Origin of the sequence: Stenotrophomonas sp. EMP41, assembly GCF_047495535.1 — a bacterium.
In the GTDB taxonomy this organism is placed as follows: Bacteria; Pseudomonadota; Gammaproteobacteria; order Xanthomonadales; family Xanthomonadaceae; genus Stenotrophomonas; species Stenotrophomonas sepilia.
Genome location: NZ_CP179923.1, coordinates 2,052,626 through 2,068,076, shown reverse-complemented (window position 1 = coordinate 2,068,076; position 15,451 = coordinate 2,052,626). Strand labels below are relative to the sequence as shown.

At 67.2% G+C, this 15,451-nt stretch carries 18 protein-coding genes; 4 read left to right on the top strand and 14 right to left on the bottom strand.

Annotation, left to right across the window (positions count from 1 at the left end; translation table 11 throughout):
• The first annotated feature begins 81 nt into the window (after window positions 1–81).
• Entirely contained in the window at window positions 82–528 is a 447-nt protein-coding gene (locus ACMGRF_RS09500) for an REP-associated tyrosine transposase (protein WP_414485884.1), read from the top strand.
• A gap of 364 nt (window positions 529–892) precedes the next feature.
• Here the strand turns inward: ACMGRF_RS09500 and ACMGRF_RS09495 are convergent, their stop codons facing one another.
• Genes ACMGRF_RS09495 through ACMGRF_RS09480 form a run of 4 tightly spaced genes read right to left on the bottom strand, consistent with a single transcriptional unit; the run spans window position 893 to window position 4,814 of the window.
• Window positions 893–1,261, bottom strand: a complete 369-nt coding sequence (locus tag ACMGRF_RS09495; protein WP_111191195.1) for a DUF2894 domain-containing protein — start codon at window positions 1,259–1,261, stop codon at window positions 893–895.
• Complete coding sequence (locus tag ACMGRF_RS09490) at window positions 1,251–1,889, bottom strand: OmpA family protein (protein ID WP_021204244.1); 639 nt, start codon at window positions 1,887–1,889, stop codon at window positions 1,251–1,253. Before ACMGRF_RS09490 ends, ACMGRF_RS09495 begins: the two co-directional genes overlap by 11 nt.
• A complete protein-coding gene (locus tag ACMGRF_RS09485) occupies window positions 1,886–4,150 on the bottom strand; it encodes a DUF802 domain-containing protein (RefSeq protein WP_414485883.1) in 2,265 nt (754 codons plus the stop codon). Before ACMGRF_RS09485 ends, ACMGRF_RS09490 begins: the two co-directional genes overlap by 4 nt.
• 10 nt (window positions 4,151–4,160) lie before the next feature.
• The gene (locus ACMGRF_RS09480; protein WP_049413072.1) at window positions 4,161–4,814 is read right to left on the bottom strand and encodes a DUF3348 family protein; all 654 of its coding nucleotides are present in this window, start codon (window positions 4,812–4,814) and stop codon (window positions 4,161–4,163) included.
• A gap of 145 nt (window positions 4,815–4,959) precedes the next feature.
• Here ACMGRF_RS09480 and ACMGRF_RS09475 point away from each other — a divergent pair, with 145 nt between their 5' ends.
• Entirely contained in the window at window positions 4,960–5,883 is a 924-nt protein-coding gene (locus tag ACMGRF_RS09475) for a M14 family metallocarboxypeptidase (RefSeq protein WP_111096218.1), read from the top strand.
• Here ACMGRF_RS09475 and ACMGRF_RS09470 read toward each other — a convergent pair.
• From ACMGRF_RS09470 to ACMGRF_RS09440, 7 genes are all read right to left on the bottom strand, one after another.
• Entirely contained in the window at window positions 5,787–7,598 is a 1,812-nt protein-coding gene (locus ACMGRF_RS09470) for a phosphoethanolamine transferase (protein WP_414485882.1), read from the bottom strand. The genes ACMGRF_RS09475 and ACMGRF_RS09470 overlap by 97 nt on opposite strands.
• 73 nt (window positions 7,599–7,671) lie before the next feature.
• Window positions 7,672–8,058 carry a diacylglycerol kinase gene (locus ACMGRF_RS09465; protein ID WP_414485881.1) on the bottom strand — a complete coding sequence of 129 codons (387 nt, stop codon included), beginning with the start codon at window positions 8,056–8,058 and terminating at the stop codon, window positions 7,672–7,674.
• Between the two features lie 57 nt (window positions 8,059–8,115).
• A complete protein-coding gene (locus ACMGRF_RS09460; RefSeq protein ID WP_111191199.1) occupies window positions 8,116–9,357 on the bottom strand; it encodes a sensor histidine kinase in 1,242 nt (413 codons plus the stop codon).
• Window positions 9,354–10,028: a response regulator transcription factor gene (locus tag ACMGRF_RS09455; protein ID WP_049413079.1), complete on the bottom strand. Its 675-nt coding sequence runs from the start codon at window positions 10,026–10,028 to the stop codon at window positions 9,354–9,356. Before ACMGRF_RS09455 ends, ACMGRF_RS09460 begins: the two co-directional genes overlap by 4 nt.
• Window positions 10,029–10,132: 104 nt before the next feature.
• A complete protein-coding gene (locus tag ACMGRF_RS09450) occupies window positions 10,133–10,663 on the bottom strand; it encodes a nuclear transport factor 2 family protein (protein ID WP_049413081.1) in 531 nt (176 codons plus the stop codon).
• A 35-nt stretch (window positions 10,664–10,698) separates the two neighbouring features.
• The gene (locus ACMGRF_RS09445) at window positions 10,699–11,151 is read right to left on the bottom strand and encodes a hypothetical protein (RefSeq protein WP_049440584.1); all 453 of its coding nucleotides are present in this window, start codon (window positions 11,149–11,151) and stop codon (window positions 10,699–10,701) included.
• A 32-nt stretch (window positions 11,152–11,183) separates the two neighbouring features.
• The gene (locus ACMGRF_RS09440; RefSeq protein ID WP_241895112.1) at window positions 11,184–11,765 is read right to left on the bottom strand and encodes a hypothetical protein; all 582 of its coding nucleotides are present in this window, start codon (window positions 11,763–11,765) and stop codon (window positions 11,184–11,186) included.
• A 178-nt stretch (window positions 11,766–11,943) separates the two neighbouring features.
• On the opposite strand from ACMGRF_RS09440, the gene ACMGRF_RS09435 reads away from it, so the two are divergent.
• Both ACMGRF_RS09435 and ACMGRF_RS09430 read left to right on the top strand, forming a co-directional pair.
• On the top strand, window positions 11,944–12,267 hold the full coding sequence (locus ACMGRF_RS09435) for a hypothetical protein (RefSeq protein WP_414485880.1): 324 nt from the start codon (window positions 11,944–11,946) through the stop codon (window positions 12,265–12,267).
• Between the two features lie 17 nt (window positions 12,268–12,284).
• Complete coding sequence (locus tag ACMGRF_RS09430) at window positions 12,285–12,599, top strand: hypothetical protein (RefSeq protein WP_049413085.1); 315 nt, start codon at window positions 12,285–12,287, stop codon at window positions 12,597–12,599.
• A gap of 50 nt (window positions 12,600–12,649) precedes the next feature.
• On the opposite strand, the gene ACMGRF_RS09425 is transcribed toward ACMGRF_RS09430, so the two are convergent.
• The 3 genes from ACMGRF_RS09425 to ACMGRF_RS09415 all read right to left on the bottom strand — a co-directional run bounded on the left by ACMGRF_RS09425 (window position 12,650) and on the right by ACMGRF_RS09415 (window position 15,450).
• Window positions 12,650–12,997: an RcnB family protein gene (locus ACMGRF_RS09425; RefSeq protein ID WP_021204235.1), complete on the bottom strand. Its 348-nt coding sequence runs from the start codon at window positions 12,995–12,997 to the stop codon at window positions 12,650–12,652.
• Window positions 12,998–13,132: 135 nt separating this feature from the next.
• Window positions 13,133–14,569, bottom strand: coding sequence for an efflux transporter outer membrane subunit (locus tag ACMGRF_RS09420; protein WP_414485879.1), 1,437 nt, complete (start codon window positions 14,567–14,569; stop codon window positions 13,133–13,135).
• Window positions 14,566–15,450, bottom strand: a complete 885-nt coding sequence (locus ACMGRF_RS09415; protein ID WP_049413089.1) for a biotin/lipoyl-binding protein — start codon at window positions 15,448–15,450, stop codon at window positions 14,566–14,568. The genes ACMGRF_RS09420 and ACMGRF_RS09415 overlap by 4 nt, the downstream gene beginning before the upstream one ends.
• Window position 15,451: the final 1 nt, after the last annotated feature.

The window sequence follows — 15,451 nt, the reverse complement described above, 5'->3', positions numbered from 1 at the left end:
TCATTCAAATTCAGACATCTCCCAGCCCCCATCGAGGCTTGGCCCGACAGCCAACGCCCAATGATCGACCCACCATGGCGCATGAGCAGCCATCGCCTTCGCCTGGGCCGTCGCTCGATCATTGGCCAGGCCTATGTTCTGACCACCACCACGCATCAGCGCCGCAGGCTCCTTGAAAGCGACGCTTCGGCAGCATGTGTAATCGATCAGTTCGATTACATCGAACAGCGCGGGCTCGTACGATCACACGCATGGGTCGTCATGCCGGATCACGTCCACTGGATGTTCGAGCTACGTGCTGCGCACCTTCCAGACATCGCGCGGCGGATGAAATCGTCAAGCGCCCTTGCCCTGAATCGCCTGGCGGGCCGTCGAAGCACGGTGTGGCAGCCCGGCTACTTCGATCATGCAGTGAGGACCGAAGAGTCGCTGGCGCGGCAGGCGCTGTACATCCTGGGGAATCCGGTACGCGCCGGTCTCGCTAAGCAGATTGGCGAGTATCCCTATGCGTGGTCGGCTTGGATGTGATGCCGGCCAGCGGCCGGCACTACCAGCGCAGATCCCGTTCCGGTGCACAGAGCAGCCGTGAGGGTAGTGCCGGCCGCTGGCCAGCAACCGTAGGAACCCGCGCGGAGATGCGTAGCTGCCAGCCAGCCGCCGGCACTGCCATTCAGTGTTCAGCGCGACCATTCGCTGCTCAGCGGCGCTTGCGCGCGCTTCGGCCGTGGTCGGCATGGGCGCGACGCCGGCCAGCGGCCGGCACTACCAGCGCAGATCCCGTTCCGGTGCACAGAGCAGCCGTGAGGGTAGTGCCGGCCGCTGGCCGGCAACCGCGGGAACCCGTGCGGAGATGCGTAGCTGCCGGCCAGCCGCCGGCACTGCCATTCAGTGTTCAGCGCGGCTTGCGCGTGCGCTTTGGCTTTGCGGTATCACCGCCGCTGGCGGCGCTGTCCTGCAGCGCCTGCAGCCAGGACAAGGTGTCCACATAGTCGATGAAATGCCGCAGGTAGCCGGGGCTGGTGGCCTGCATCGTGTCGAGCATGCGTTGCACCAGCACCGCCGAGTTCAGCGGGCCGCCATCGGCCGGGGCCTCGGCGCGCAGCGAGCGGCGCACCTGCAGTTCGCTGCGCAGCTCCGACCACTCGCGCTGCACCTGCTGCAGCATCGGCACCTGCGGGTAATGCGGCAGCGAGCGCGACCCCGCATCGAGGTCACGCACCAATGCGCGCAGGCCTTCCAGGGCGGGCGGCTTACTTGCCATCCGCCGCCTTGGGCTTGGGAATCGGCGCGATCTCCACGCGGCGGTTGCGTGCGCGGCCTTCCTCATTGGCGTTGGAACTGACCGGCTGCTCGCTGCCGAACGCGGCGGCGAACACGGCATCAGCGGGTACGCCGTCGGCAATCAGGGTGCGGGTCACGGTCAGCGAACGCTGCGCGGACAGCTCCCAGTTGTCGGCGAAGCGGCGGTTGCCCTCGCGCACCGGCGCATCATCGGTGAAGCCACTGACCATCAGGATCTCCTCGCGGCTGCCCAGGTAGGCGGCCAGCGGCGCGGCGAGGCTGCGCAGCAGCTCCTGGCCTTCCGGCTGCAGCTGGTCGGAGTTGAGCGCGAACAGCACGCTGCCGCTGATGCCGATGCGGCCGTCGACCAGGGTCACGCGACCGGCAGCCAGCGGGCCAGCCAGTGCCTGTTCGAGCGTCTGCAGGCGCTTGGCTTCGGCCTGGCGCTGCTTCACTTCCTGGTCCAACCGCTGCGACAGCTCCAGCTGCACCGCGACCACACCCACCAGTATCAGCACGAACGCACCCAGCAGCACCGACATCAGGTCGCCGAAGGCGGCCCAGATCGGCGCGTGCGAGCCGCCGTCAACCTCCAGCTCGTCGCTCATGCGCTGCCGGCCTTGCCGCGGCGTGCGGCCAGCTGCTGCAGTTCTTCCATCACCTGCTTCTGCGACAGCAGGCTGAGGTCGACCACCTCGCGCGCCTGCGCCACGTAGTAAGCCAGCTGCTCATCGCTGCGGGCCAGCGAGGCATCCAGCGCGCCACCGATCTGTTCCAGGCGGCCGGACAACTCGGTGGAGGCGTTGCCGAACTGCGCGACGGCCTCGCCGAAGGAGGCGGCCAGCTGGCTGACTTCACCTGCGCTGCCGTTGAGCGCTGCGGCAATGCCATCCAGCTTGCCGGTCTCTGCGGCGATATGGTCGGTAAAGCGATTGCCAACGCGCTCCAGCAGCTCGGCCGAGCCACCGACCAGCGCGTCCACGGCGGTGCGCTGTTCGTGTGACGCATGGTTGATTGCATCGAGCAGCGTCTGCACGGTGGCCAGCAGGCGACCGCGTTCTTCCAGCATCGCGTTGTCACGCACCAGGCTTTCGGACAGCGTGCTCCGCAGCTCGTTGATGACGTCGGCAGCAGCTTTCGGTGCCGCCGCCGCGGTCTGCAGCAGGGTGGAAACTTCAGCCAGCGTGGCGCTGGCCTGCGCGCGACCGTTCTCGCCGATCTGCTGTGCGGTGGCCGCCAGCGTGTCGCAGACCTGCTGCTGCTGCGCGGCCAGGCGTTCGCCGTTGGCCTGCAGGCGCTCGGCCAGGTCGCTGGAAAGGTGCTGCAAGGCATCGCTCCAGCGCTGCAGGCGCTGTTCGTCGCCGGCCTGCAGCTGCGCCTGCAGGGCGGCGTGGGCCTGCTGCAGCTCGGCGCTGACCGCGTCCCAGCGCGCTTGGCGCTGCTGCTCGCGGCTGTCCAGGCTGGCCTGCAGTTCGGCGTGCGCAGTCGCGGCGGCGGCCTGCGCGGCCTGCCACTGCTGCGAGCGCTGCGCTTCATGGTCCTGCAGCAGTGACTGGCTGGCGCTGTGCTGCTGCTCCAGTGCCTGCAGCAGCGCCTGCGCACGCGCATCCAGATGTTCGCTGGCGGCGATCAACGCCTGCTGCTGGCGCTCGACCAGCGCGCTGTTGAGGGCCTGCTGCTGCTCGGCGGCGGCACGCAAGGCGTCTGCATTGCTCTGTGCATCGGCCTGCAGGCGCTCGCCGATACGCGTGACCAGTGCTTCGGCGTGCGTGCCCTGACCATCGCTGAAGGCCTGCAGGTGCTGGCGCAGTTCGCTCACCAGCGCCTGCTGCGCCTGGGTCTGTTCACTCACCACCTTGGCCCAGCTGGCTTCGGTGGCGACCCGGCTGCGTTCGAAACCGTCGCTCAGCCCCGCCAACTGCTGTTGCACGGCCCGCTCGACACGGGCATGCAGCGCCTCGCCGTGCTGGGCCAGGCCCGCCAGCGTGGTTTCCGCCATCGGCCGCAGCGCACCACCGATGGCTGCGGCGCTGGCTTCGGCCCCTTCGCGCAGCGACTGCTGCAGCGACAGGGCCAGCCGTTCCTGCAGGGCCTGGCTCTGGGTCAGGAACTCGGCCTGGCCGGCCAGCAGGCGCTCATTGGCGGCCGCACTGTGCTGCTCAAAGGTGCTGGTCATCGCCTGCAGGCGGTCGACCAGCGCCGGCAGCGCGGCGGACTGTGCCTGCAGCAGGCGCAGCGATTCGGCGCGCTGCCAGGCCTGCGAATGCGGGTGCAGGTCGCCGGCAATGGCGCGGTCCAGCTGCTGCACGGCCTGCAGGCGATCGCGGCGCAGCAGCGCCGCCAGCAGGCCGAGCATGGCCGAGCTGGCCACACCGGCGATCGAGGTACCGAAGGCCACCGCAAGGCCCTGCACCGGCGAGGCCAGCGAGCCGCGGATCGCGGCCATGTCGGTGGCGCTCTGCAGGGCCAGGCCGGTGCCGCGCAGGGTATCCATCATGCCCAGCAGGGTGCCGAGCATGCCCAGCAACACCAGCAGGCCGACCAGGTACGGGGTCAGCACCGGCGCGGGCAGGGCAGTGCGCTCGCCTTCCACGCGCAGGCGCACGGCGTTGCGCAGGCCCATCGGCACGCGCTCCAGCCAGGGGGCGAGGCTTTCCTTCGCGCTGGACAGGTCGTTCAGTGCGGCGCGCAGGCCGTTGCTGGCCTGGCGGTAGCGGTACAGCTCGACGCCGCCGGCGATGTAGCAGGCCGCGATGATCGCCGCCACCGCTGCACCCAGCGGATGCACTGACACATAGCCAATGCCGATCCAGCACACGGCCAACAGGCCGACAAGGAAAACAATGACATGGAAAGCAGTTCTGGACATGGTGTTCCGGTCAGTGGGAGCGCAGGGCGTCTTGCAGCCCTTGGATCGGGTGGAAGCGCAGCTGCAGCTCAGCCAGCAGCAGCGTGCGCATGTCGTGGCGGAAGGCCGCGCGCCAGCCGGGCTGGCCGTGCACGCGTTCAAAGCGGGCGCCGAGCACCGTCGGCGCGATTGCCAGCAGGCTGTGCTCGCGCGGGGTGAGGGTCTGTTCCATCACCGCATCTACTTCGGCCAGCCGAGCCAGGTCGGGCGACGCCTGCACCAGCTGGTCGCGCAGTCGGCCGCGCAGGCGCCCGGTGGCGGTCTGGATGGCCTGCTGCAGCACCCGGTAGCGCTGGCGCAGCGAAGCGAAGTTGGGTGCGGCAGCGGCCTCGGCCAGGTCCAGCAGGCGCTCGGCCTCGGCGTCCTCGCGGATGGAGGCCAGCAGGCTGGCATGGGCCTGGGCGCAGTCGGCCAGTACATCCTCGACCCCCTCGGCAGCCTCGCCGGGGTCGGGCAGGCGTCCGCCCAACGCGCCGGACAGGGCCACGGCACGGCTCCAGTCCACCCACTGGCCGAGGCGATCGGTCAGGGCGGGACTGCTGGCCGGCATCGCGCCGTCGCTGAGACGGGCGAGCAGGCGGAGGAACTCCGGTCCACCCAGGACCGGCTGCGCTGCGTTTGCCATCAAGGGGTGAGGGGCCAAAAACCGTTGATTTTACAACCAGATGACCCCGGCTGGATGAAGGCGGGCCCTGGGTGGCGGTACCCGCAGGCGCGACAAGGCTTAGAATGTCCGGCTGCATCCATCCGTTCGACCCCTGGAGTACCCCATGACTGTTGCGCAGTTCTACCCGATCGGCACCCCCGGACAGCCCTGGGGCGACGCGGAACGCGCACAGTGGCGGGCCCGCCAGCAGCGCCAGCGCAGCTACCACGATGACGTGGTGGCCGCCCTTGAGCGCTTGGATGACAGCGTTTTCGACGTGATCCAGTACGGCCAGCTGGACTATGCGCCGGACCATTACCCGCTGTTCGCGGTGGTCAACCACGACTGGAACCCGGCGCTGCCGACCGCGCTGATCACCGGCGGCGTGCATGGCTACGAGACCAGCGGCGTGCATGGCGCCCTGCAGTTCCTGGAACAGCAGGCCGAGCGTTACCTGGGCCGGCTGAACCTGATCGTGGCGCCGTGCGTCAGTCCGTGGGGCTACGAGCGCATCCAGCGCTGGAACCCGGATGCGATCGACCCGAACCGCAGCTTCCGTGACGGCGGCCAGATCGAAGAGGCCGCTGCGCTTATGCGCTGGGTGGCTGAGCGCAAGCCGAACCTGCTGGTGCACCTGGACCTGCACGAAACCACCGACAGCGACCTGCACGAGTTCGATCCGGCGCGTTGCGCCCGCGATGGCAAGCCGTTCGAGCGCGACACGATTCCCGATGGCTTCTATGTGATCGGCAACAGCGAAGACCCGCAGGCCGAGTTCCAGAAGGCCCTGATCGCCGCAGTGGCGCCCATCACCCACATCGCCCCGGCCGATGCCGAAGGCAACCTGGTCGGCCTGCCGCTGCAGTCGCCGGGCGTGGTCTGGGGCGAGTCGCGTTCGATCGGCGCCTGCGCCGGCTTCACCGACGCGCGTTTTGCCACCACCACCGAGGTCTACCCCGACAGCCCGCGCACCAACCCGCAGGAATGCAACGACGCCCAGGTGGCGGCGGTGTGCGCCGGCCTGGATTTCGCCCTGGCGGCGCAGTAGCGCGCCACGTTGCGGGCAGCGATCGGCATCAGCCGGCGCTGCTTCTTCACCGGCGTGGCGGCCACAGCCGGCGAACCCGACGCGCGGCATCCGGCAAACACATCCAGATCGCGTTCGTACACGACGCTGCTGACGCCAAACAGGCCCAGCAGCGAGTGGAAGACGTTGTCGTGGCTGTGCGCCCGGTGCAGGGCATTCCCACGCAGGCAGGCCGTGTCCAGGCCCGCGTTGCGGCCGAAGCCCGCTGAGAACCACATCACCAGCGGCACCTGGGTCTGCTCGCGCGGTGCGATGAAGTAAGGCGTACCGTGAAGGTACATGCCGCGTTCGCCGAGCGACTCGCCATGGTCGGACACATAGATCAGCGCGACATCGCGCTGGTCCGAATAACCCTGCAGCAGGTCGATGGTCTCCGCCAGCACCCGGTCGGTATGCACCAGGGTGTTGTCATAGGTGTTGACCAGCGCCTCGTTGCTGCAGTGCTGGATCTGGTTGCTGTCGCAGGTCGGGCTGAAGGCCCGCGACGCTGCGGGATACCGTTCAAAGTAGGTCGGCCCATGGCTGCCGAGTTGATGCAGCACGACCAGGGCATCGCCGTGGATGGCGTCGATGCGTGCGCCGAGCTGATGCAGCAGCACGTCGTCGTAGCAGGTGCCGTCGGCGTTGACGCACTGGCCGGCCACCTTCAGCGCAGGCATGTCCTCGGTCGGCACGCGCTCGCACACGCCCTTGCAGCCGCCATTGTTGTTGTTGCGCCAGAGCACGCTGACGCCGCTACGCTGCAGGATGTCGAGCACGTTCTCCTCGGTCGCCGCGCGGACGTCGTCGTATTGCTGGCGGGTCATCTGCGAGAACATGCAGGGCACCGAGATCGCCGTTGCGGTGCCGCATGAGGAAACATCACTGAAGCTGATGACGCCTTCCTTGCGCGAGAGCCGGGGATTGGTCGCGCGTGGGTAGCCGTTGAGCTGGAAGTTCTGTGACCGCGCGGTCTCGCCGACGACCATGACCACCAGCTTCGGGCGTGGGCCCGGAACGCGCCGCGCGTCCGTGCCGATCGGGCGCAACGGTTGCTGGCGGGTGCTGTAGAGGCTTTTCAGGTAACCGTGGGTATGGCGCATCACGTTCAACGGCAGCACCTGGTCGCGGATGTAGCGGTTATTGCGCAGCAGTGAGGAGTAGTCCTTGTAGAACGCAAAGCCGATCACCAGCAGCATCACCAGCGACGCCAGGACGTTGGCCGGCCACACCAGCAGCGACCGTATCGAACCCGCTCCGCTGGCGGTGCGCACCAGGGCGAGCCCGGCAGCGGGCAGCACGCCCAGCGCCAGCAGGGTCAACAGCAGCGGCAGCGAGAGATAAGCGTTCAGTTCGGCCTGGTTGGTCTCGAACACGTTCTGCACCATGCTGCGGTCGATCAGCACGTTGTAGTGCAGCATGAAGTAGCTGCAGCCGGCGCTGACGACAACCAGCAGCACCAGCAGCGGCTTGCGCACGAAGGGTAGCGCCAGCAGTGGCGTCAGCATCAGATTGAACAGGCAGAACAGCAGCAGCGGCAGGCTGGCCAGGAACAGGATGCTGCGCGCACCGTTGAGATCAATCAGCCCCCACAGCGTCTTCCAGAGGGCGATGTTTCCAATCGTGGCGAAGAACAGTGCGGCGGCCCAGACCAGAACGATTGGATGGGACCGTGGAAAACGGAGGCATTGGCGCACGAGCAGGTTCCGCGGAACAGGAGTGCGCGCAGTATCGAAACGGCTTTATCAGGAAGTTGTCAGCCTGGCCCGGCTAGCCCAGCAGGATCACGCCCCACACCGCGCCGACCATCAACAATGCGGTGGCCTGCGCGGCGCTGCCCATGTCCTTGGCGTTCTTGGACAGCGGATGCTGCTCCAGCGAGATGCGATCAACCACGGCCTCGATTGCCGAGTTGAGCAGTTCCACCAGCAGGCTGATGAGGCAGACCGCCAGCAACAGCGCGCGCTCGGTCGTGCTGATGTCCAGCACGAAAGCTGCAATGATCAACAGCGCGTGCAGGAGCAGGAGCTGGCGAAAGGCGGCCTCGCCGCGGAAGGTCGCGATGAAGCCATCGCGCGAATGGATCAGGGTGTGGAAGATGCGGCTCAGGCCGGTCTTGCCGTGCGGATACTTGCCGCTGTGTTTGGGATGCTGCATGGCGCTTTCAAAGTCGGGGGCAACCCCGAGCATGTGCACGCCGCTGTCAGGAATACGTCAGATGCGGGCCGCAGGCCAGTGCAGGGCGAACCGGCAGCCGTGCTTCGAGGACTGTACTGTCATCGTCCAGCCAAGGTGTTCGACGATGCGCTGCACGATGGACAGTCCCAATCCTTCACCGCTGAGCGGTGCCCCGGGCACGAATCGTTGGAACTGCTGCGGGTCGATGCTGGAGGGCAGGCCGGGGCCGGTGTCTACGATGATCAGTGTGGTGGTGTCCAGGGTGATCCGGACCTTTCCCTGTTCGGTGTATTGGCAGGCGTTGCGCGTCAGGTTCCAGATCACGCTGTGTACCAGGTCCGGATTGGCGTGCATTGTCACCTCTCGACCGGGATCGACGGTGATTCCGACCGGCTTGCCGGCCAGCCAGGGCTGGCAGCGCTCCACGCAGGACTCGATCAACGGACGCAAAGCCACCTCGCTGCGCGGGACTGAGCCGGGGGAACGTGAGAGCAACAGCAGGCAGGACAACTGGCGCTGCATCTCCTGGGTGGTACGCAGGATGCGCTCCGCGCTGGGAACCAGGTGGCTGTCAGGAGGAAGCTGGCAGGCAAGGGTTTCCGCAGCACCGCCGATGATGGCCAGCGGCGTACGCAGCTCATGGCTGGCATCGCCGCTGAAGCATTGCTCGCGGTGCAGGAAACGCTCCAGTTCATCACTATGCCGGGCAAAGGCGCGGGCCAGAACGCCGATCTCGTCGCGTGCGTCCTGGCAGGGAAAGGGTTTCCGCCCGCTCTGCACAGCATCGGCCAACTGCGTGATGGGCGCGATGACGTGCGACGCCACCTTGCGACCGATCAGGAAGGCGCCGAGCACGCAGATCGAAATGACCAGCGCTGCAAAGGCGTTGATCAGGTATTCCAGGTAGCCATAGGGTGCAGCGTCCTGCAGCAGGTAGTAGCGTTGGCCGCCACTGTCGAACACACGCAGGTGCCACTCGTTGGGTGCTGCTTCGCCGTGGTAGCCCAGGCCGTACTGGCGCAGGACCATCGGCACGCTATCGTGGTCGTACAGCTGGCTGCCCGAGGGCAGGGCGGTGCGTTCGCCACGGGCTAGTGCTGCCTGCAGCTTGTGCACGGCACTGTTCTGGGTCCGCGCGATGACCGCGGCCCTGACCTGGTCGTAGTCCACCTGTTCGGCCAGGACGATGAAGCCCATGGCGCCGGCCATCAGCAGCACGAACGAGATCGTGATGCGGGTACGCAGGGTCAGGCGGCGGTAGAGAGCGGCAGGGGTCACGCCGGCATGCGCCAGCCGACGCTGTGCACCGTGGTGATCAGCGCGGTGTCGAAGCTACGGTCCACCTGCAGGCGCAGCTCATGGATGTGGGTTCGCAGCGCGCCGCTGTCCGGCGGCTCGTCGCCCCAGACCAGGTATTCCATCTCCTGCTTGCGGACCACGGCGGGTGCCGCGCGTACCAGGCACACCAGGAGCTTGTGCGAGGTGGGCGTCAGCGCGATGCAGCGTCCCTGCCGCCACGCCTGCGGCGAGCGCGTATCTACCTGCAGGTCCTTCCACGCCAGTACGCTGTCGACCTGGCGGCCCTGGGCGCGTCGCACCAGGGCCTTGATCCGCGCATCCAGCTCCTTCAGCGAGAAGGGTTTGACCAGATAGTCATCCGCGCCCAGTGCCAGGCCCTGCACGCGGTCTTCGACCGGATCGCGCGCGGTCAGCATCAGGATCGGCACCGGATTCTGGAACTCCTGGCGCAGCTTCTGGCACAGCGCCATCCCGTCCAGGCGTGGCAGCATCAGGTCCAGCAGGATGGCATCGTAGTCGTTCTGCGTGGCCCGGCGCAGTCCGCTGGCCCCGTCGCGGGCGTCGTCCAGGACGTAGCCCAGCGGTTCAAAGAAGGCATACAGGTTGGCAACCAGCTCGGGGTTGTCTTCGATGATCAGCAGGCGGGTCATGACATGCGTCCTTGCGCGTGGCCGAACTCTGCCCGATCGATGGCCGAATGCCAATGCCCTTGCTGAATGGATCGCGGCCTGGGTTCGGCCCCGTCAAGCGACGTTCAATCGGCCGGGCTGCGTGAATCGCGGATCGAGTAGATCACCGAGAAGATCTTCCAGCCCTGCTCGGTGCGGACCAGCTGCCACATTTCCTTGCCCCAGTTGGTCTTCACCCCATCGTCGTGGAAGCTGTAGTCAAACGACACCGAGGCCACATCCCCATCCGTGTCGATCTTCGTGTTGGAGAACTTCTCCTCCTTCGGCTTCGGCGAGGCCACCGCCCCGTCGATCAGCGCGATGAAGTTGTTGGCGGGAATCTGCCGTGCCTTGATCGCATCGGGCTTGGCCCTGCGGATGTCCTGCAGGCGCGCGTCCTCGGAAACGAACTGCCAGCCGATATCTTCCGGCTTGTCAGAGAAGAACAGGCCCATGTAGGTCGGCTTGTCCTTGTCGATCAGCGAGGTGCGGAACGCTTCGACCACCTGTTCGATCGCCTTGACGTCGGCGGGGGCGTTCCTTGCGGCGTGGGCCGGCAAGCACGCAGGGAGGAAAAAGGCGAGGGCAGCGAAGCGTGCACGTGCGTTGGGCATCATGGGGTCCTGGGGAGGAATAGGGTGGCGCTGGCGCATCACCGCGCGTAGGTCCGCCAGAAGAGCACGCGGTCTTCGGTCCTGTTGATGGCGACGAAGACTGATTTTCCGGATTCGGGCGCGCAGCGAAAGACGCGGTACGACGCGCTGAGCGTCCCGTCGCCCGGCCACCAGTATCGATCGAACGCAACAGGATCACTGTCGTTGAATGTCGTTGCCTGGCAATCCGCAGGCAGCTGCAGTGGTACCGCAGGGGGCTTGGTGAAGGCCAGCGCGCTGGTGTTCGAGTCGAGGTCGTGCACCTCGCGCAGGTCGGTCGCCTCGTGCGGCACCCAGCCGGGAATCCATCCCTTGTTCACCATGTCGGAGTCAAGCGCCTCGCGCAGAGTGTCGAACGAACTGTCCATCACCAGGCCGCAGGCGCATAGCACCGTGCAGGCCGCCAATGGAAAGGCAGATCGCAACTTGATCCAGGTGGTGGGTGGAAACATGGTTCCTGCTACCCCGAGGAATGCCGTCCGACCTATCGGGTCAGTGCGTCGAACAGGCGATTGCGGTCCGCATCGCTCATCGACCAGCTCTGCCCGAGCGGGGCCATGCGCACGGATTCGGTCTGGCCGCAGGCCCGGTACTGCCAGGTTTCCGAGCCATCGGGCTGGGCGGCCACGTCGATGCCGTCCAGGCGCGCGCACTGCAGCCGGGCCAGCACCATCGGTGCAAAGTGCAGCATGTAGTGCTGCACCCGGTCGGCCGGCATTGCCGTGCCGGAAGGCAGCGGGTGGGCCGGGCCGAACTCGGCGAGCAGGCCAACGCAGGTCGCTGCGGCGGACAAGGTATTGCGACCGAAGGCGCGGGAGGCATCCCGCTCCACACTCTTTCCCAGAGTCTTGCCTTCCTTGCTGCTGGCATAGGCCTCGGCGGCCTGCAGTTGCGCGGCGTCGAGTGTCGACAGCCAGTGCTTGCGGCCCTCCTGCAACTGCAGTTCCAGGCCGGGCAGGCTCTTCTGGCAGCGCGCGGCGATCGCCTGTGTCTGCACGAAATCCTGCCCACGATCACCCGGTGGTGCAGCCGCTGTTGCCGCTGCTGGGGCAACAGCCAGGGCCATGCAGGCGATCACCAGATTCCGTCCAATTCCATTGCGCATCCTGCACCCCATGGAGAGTTTGACGGCGCACGCTAGCACGGATGCCGGGCGCTGCAACAGGCCCGCGTGTCGAGGTTTGACGTCGAAGAGAGTCTGCGCGGATGATGCGCGGGCGCGCGGCGCAGGAGGGGATCTGTCAATGAGGGCACTGATGTGGGGGCTTGCGGGCCTGTTCGTGGCGTACGTGGCCGGTTGCTCGGCGATCTCGGCGTGGCATTCCCACGCGCTCGCCTCGGTCCGGGTCGGGGCGAACAGGGGCGAGGTACTGCCGGCGTTGGGTCCCCCTGACGTGGTGGAGCACGCCGATGTTCCCTTCACCCGCTATACCAGCCGTGGATGCAGTGGTCGCTGTGCGCAGCGATGGTGGTATGAGAACCGGCTGGGACTGGATACCGAAGCCTGGTCGGTGGAACTGGATGTTTCCGGTCGCGTGATCGCAACGTCGCGCCTGACATCACCGTAGAGGACCGCAGCAAGCGCATGCGTATCCATCGTCCTTTCATCTTCATCGCAAGCCTGGCCCTGATGGCGTGGTGCACGTTGATGGGCGTGCTGGTGCTCATCCATGGCTTCAAGGAGCAGGGCCTGCGCTGCGGCAAGCTGTGCTCACTGCAGGTCTCCATCCGCCTGCTTTTGGGTGATCGAGGATTCGAATTACTGGTGGCGATGGGGCTCTTTGCCACAGCGCTGATGTGCGGGTACATCGCGCTGCGGGAGGGCATGCATGGCGGGCCGCAGAGGCGGGCGGGGCGCCGTGGGCGCAGACACCGCCGACCGGGGCGGCCCCGGTCGTAAGGTGTCTGCACCGATGTAAATCGCTGCCTGTGGGGACGCTGCAGGTCGCTTCAGCGATGCAGCGCGTCGATGATCAAGCCGGTCGCGATCTCCACCAACAGGTACTCGGTGTCGGACTGGCGCACCCAGCGCTGGCCGCGACCCGGATTGCGCAGGTCATAGCGCGCGTAATCGTCTACCCAGTAGCGGCGGTCCACTTCGGCCCAGGGCAGGCGGTCGCCACGACGCCAGGCCTTCTTCTGCCAGCCCGGCGGCGGCGCATCGCGGTTGTGCGGGCCGCCTGCATGCGGCGGCGGGCCGTTGCCGCGGGCGTGGTGCGGCGGATCGGCGAAGGCGGGGGCCGCAGCCAACGCGGTGGCGGTGGTCAAGGCGATGGCAAGCAAACGTGTGGTCTTCATGGAGATGCCTCCGTCATGGCCGCGGCATGCGGCGCTGTGGCGGGAATATAGGGCAATCAGTGTGAATGAATACGGGTGTGGGAGGCACTTTTCTGAACAGACGGCGCGGCCTGCAGTTGCTGCCAAGGTACGGGGTCAGGGGACCCCGCCCTGGGCCGAGTCCGTCGCGGCCCAGCCTCCGCCCAGCGAAAGGAAAACGTCCAGCTCGCGGTCGACCCGCTCCGCGCGCGAGACGGCCAGTGCCGACTCCGCATCTGCCAGCGCGGCCTGTGCCGAAAGCAGGTCGAGAAAATCGATCCTGCCGAAACGGTAGAGCTGCTGCGCCTGCCCGGCGGCCCGCGCTGCGTCCCCACGCGCCTGTGCCAGGCTGCGCTCGCGTTCAAGCTCCTGCGTGCAGGCAGAAAGCGCGGTCTCGGTCTGGCGCAGTGCCTGCAGCACGACGCCGTCAAAGGATGCCAGAGCGGTATCTGCATTGGCACCGGCCGCTGCGATGCGGGCCTTGGCCGCGCGGCGGTTGGGCCAGTGCCATGACAGCAGCGGCCCGACGCTCGCCCCGAAACTGTCGGCGGAAAGCAGCTGCCCTCGCATGCCTGCTGTGCCCAGGGAGGCGCCCAGGGTGACCCGCGGATAGAGTTCTGCGGTCTCTACGCCGATCATCGCCGTGGCCGCGGCAAGGCTCCGCTCGGCGGCACGTATGTCAGGGCGCCGCTGGAGCAGCTGCCAACCCTCACCGACCGGCAGCGACTGCTCCAGCGCCGGGGCGCGCGGGCACGCTTCGACGTCCCTCGGATAGTCTGCCGGCACCCTGCCCATCAGTGCGGCCAGTTCGAACAGTGCGGCCTGGCGCTCCGCCAGCAGGTGCGGCACCGCCGCCGCGCTGCGGTTGACCGCAGCACTGGCACGGCTGACATCGAAGTCCGTTCCACGCCCGCCTGCCGCCAGGCGACGGGTTGCCTCCAGCGTGGCGCGCTGTATCGCCAGCACCTGCCGGGTTGCAGTGAGCGTGTGATTGCTTGTGCAGATCTGGAGATAGGCACGGGTGACAGCAGCAGCGACGACCACGCGGACCTGGTCGCGTGCCGCAGCGACGGCCTCCGCGTCGGCGTTGGCGGCTTCGATGCCGCGGCGGATGCCGCCTGCAAGATCCAGTGGATAGGAGAGGTGAAGGCCCAGCGCATAGGACTGCGGCGCGGCCGACGCCTGGGTGTAACCACCAGCATGGGTGAGCGTGCCCGATGCATCCACGTCGGCCTGCACGGCGCTGCGCGCGCGATACTCCAGCACGGTAGCGCTGGCGTGCCGAAGATTGGCATCGGCGGCGCGCAGATCGGTATTGGCCGCCAGTGCTTCGCGTACGTAGCCGTCAAGCTGGGGGTCGCCATACAGCTGCCACCACCGATCCGGTGGCGCGTCGTGGTTGAACGATGCGTCCTGGCCCGAGACGAATGGCTGCGCTGCGCGTGGCGTGGCCGCGACGGCATTCGCAGGCAGGTGATAGTCGGGGCCGGAGACGCAGGCCGTCAGGGGCAGCAGCAGGGCAAGCAACCCACAGCGTAGTGTTCGCAGGCTCACTTGCAGGCTCCCTGTGCCGAGGGCGTGATGGTCACACTCGCAGTGCGACCGACGATCAGGCGGGTATCCGGCGGCGCATCATCAATGCGGATGCGTACCGGGATCCGCTGTGCCAGCCTCACCCAGGTGTACGTCGGCGCCACGGCGGGGAGCAGGTTGTGCGTGCTGGAGCGCTGATCGTCGGCAATGCCGGCGGCGATCGTGTCCACGTGCCCGCGCACGTCGTGGTCGTCGCCCATCAGCCGTGCCACGGCGGCATCGCCCTCGGTGATGCAGCCCAGTTTGGTTTCCTCGAAGTAGCCTTCAATGCGCAGGCTGCGGGTATCGATCAGCGCCAGCGCCTGCGCCCCTGGCTGCAGGTAGTCGCCTGCATGCAGGTCCAGGTTGGTGACGATGCCATCGGTACTCGCGCGCACCTCGGTGCGTTGCACGTTGAGCCGGGCAACGCGCTGTTCAGCCCGTGCCTGCGCCAGGGCGGCCAACTCGGTATCGACCTTGGCGGCATTGCGTTCGCGTGTTTCCGAGGCGACAAGGTTGCCCAGTGCGTTGTCCCGCGTCGATTCGCGGCGGGCCAGCGCCAGCGTGGCGCGTGCGCTGCTGACCGCTGCATCGGCCTTCTCAAGTGCGGCAGCGAAGCGCGGCTGGTCCAGCACCAGCAGCAGCTGTCCGGCGCTGACCCGCTGGTTGTCGTGCACCAGCACCTGGGTGACCAGCCCGCCCATGTCTGACGCAACGCGCACCACATCGGCGCGTACCCGTCCATCGCGCGTCCACGGGCGTGTTTCGTAACGCTTCCAGATGGACAGTGCGGCAACGACAGCAATCGCGAATACAACCAGCGTAGCGCTCCAGCGCCCGATGACGGCAAGCAGGTGTTTCATT

What these genes read in the sequence shown, in the direction of transcription:
- ACMGRF_RS09500 (WP_414485884.1), top strand. Translation starts at nt 82, where the DNA reads ATGAGCAGCCATCGCCTTCGCCTGGGCCGTCGCTCGATCATTGGCCAG.
- ACMGRF_RS09495 (WP_111191195.1), bottom strand. Translation starts at nt 1,261, where the DNA reads ATGGCAAGTAAGCCGCCCGCCCTGGAAGGCCTGCGCGCATTGGTGCGT.
- ACMGRF_RS09490 (WP_021204244.1), bottom strand. Translation starts at nt 1,889, where the DNA reads ATGAGCGACGAGCTGGAGGTTGACGGCGGCTCGCACGCGCCGATCTGG.
- ACMGRF_RS09485 (WP_414485883.1), bottom strand. Translation starts at nt 4,150, where the DNA reads ATGTCCAGAACTGCTTTCCATGTCATTGTTTTCCTTGTCGGCCTGTTG.
- ACMGRF_RS09480 (WP_049413072.1), bottom strand. Translation starts at nt 4,814, where the DNA reads ATGGCAAACGCAGCGCAGCCGGTCCTGGGTGGACCGGAGTTCCTCCGC.
- ACMGRF_RS09475 (WP_111096218.1), top strand. Translation starts at nt 4,960, where the DNA reads ATGACTGTTGCGCAGTTCTACCCGATCGGCACCCCCGGACAGCCCTGG.
- ACMGRF_RS09465 (WP_414485881.1), bottom strand. Translation starts at nt 8,058, where the DNA reads ATGCAGCATCCCAAACACAGCGGCAAGTATCCGCACGGCAAGACCGGC.
- ACMGRF_RS09455 (WP_049413079.1), bottom strand. Translation starts at nt 10,028, where the DNA reads ATGACCCGCCTGCTGATCATCGAAGACAACCCCGAGCTGGTTGCCAAC.
- ACMGRF_RS09450 (WP_049413081.1), bottom strand. Translation starts at nt 10,663, where the DNA reads ATGATGCCCAACGCACGTGCACGCTTCGCTGCCCTCGCCTTTTTCCTC.
- ACMGRF_RS09445 (WP_049440584.1), bottom strand. Translation starts at nt 11,151, where the DNA reads ATGTTTCCACCCACCACCTGGATCAAGTTGCGATCTGCCTTTCCATTG.
- ACMGRF_RS09440 (WP_241895112.1), bottom strand. Translation starts at nt 11,765, where the DNA reads ATGGCCCTGGCTGTTGCCCCAGCAGCGGCAACAGCGGCTGCACCACCG.
- ACMGRF_RS09435 (WP_414485880.1), top strand. Translation starts at nt 11,944, where the DNA reads ATGAGGGCACTGATGTGGGGGCTTGCGGGCCTGTTCGTGGCGTACGTG.
- ACMGRF_RS09430 (WP_049413085.1), top strand. Translation starts at nt 12,285, where the DNA reads ATGCGTATCCATCGTCCTTTCATCTTCATCGCAAGCCTGGCCCTGATG.
- ACMGRF_RS09425 (WP_021204235.1), bottom strand. Translation starts at nt 12,997, where the DNA reads ATGAAGACCACACGTTTGCTTGCCATCGCCTTGACCACCGCCACCGCG.
- ACMGRF_RS09415 (WP_049413089.1), bottom strand. Translation starts at nt 15,450, where the DNA reads ATGAAACACCTGCTTGCCGTCATCGGGCGCTGGAGCGCTACGCTGGTT.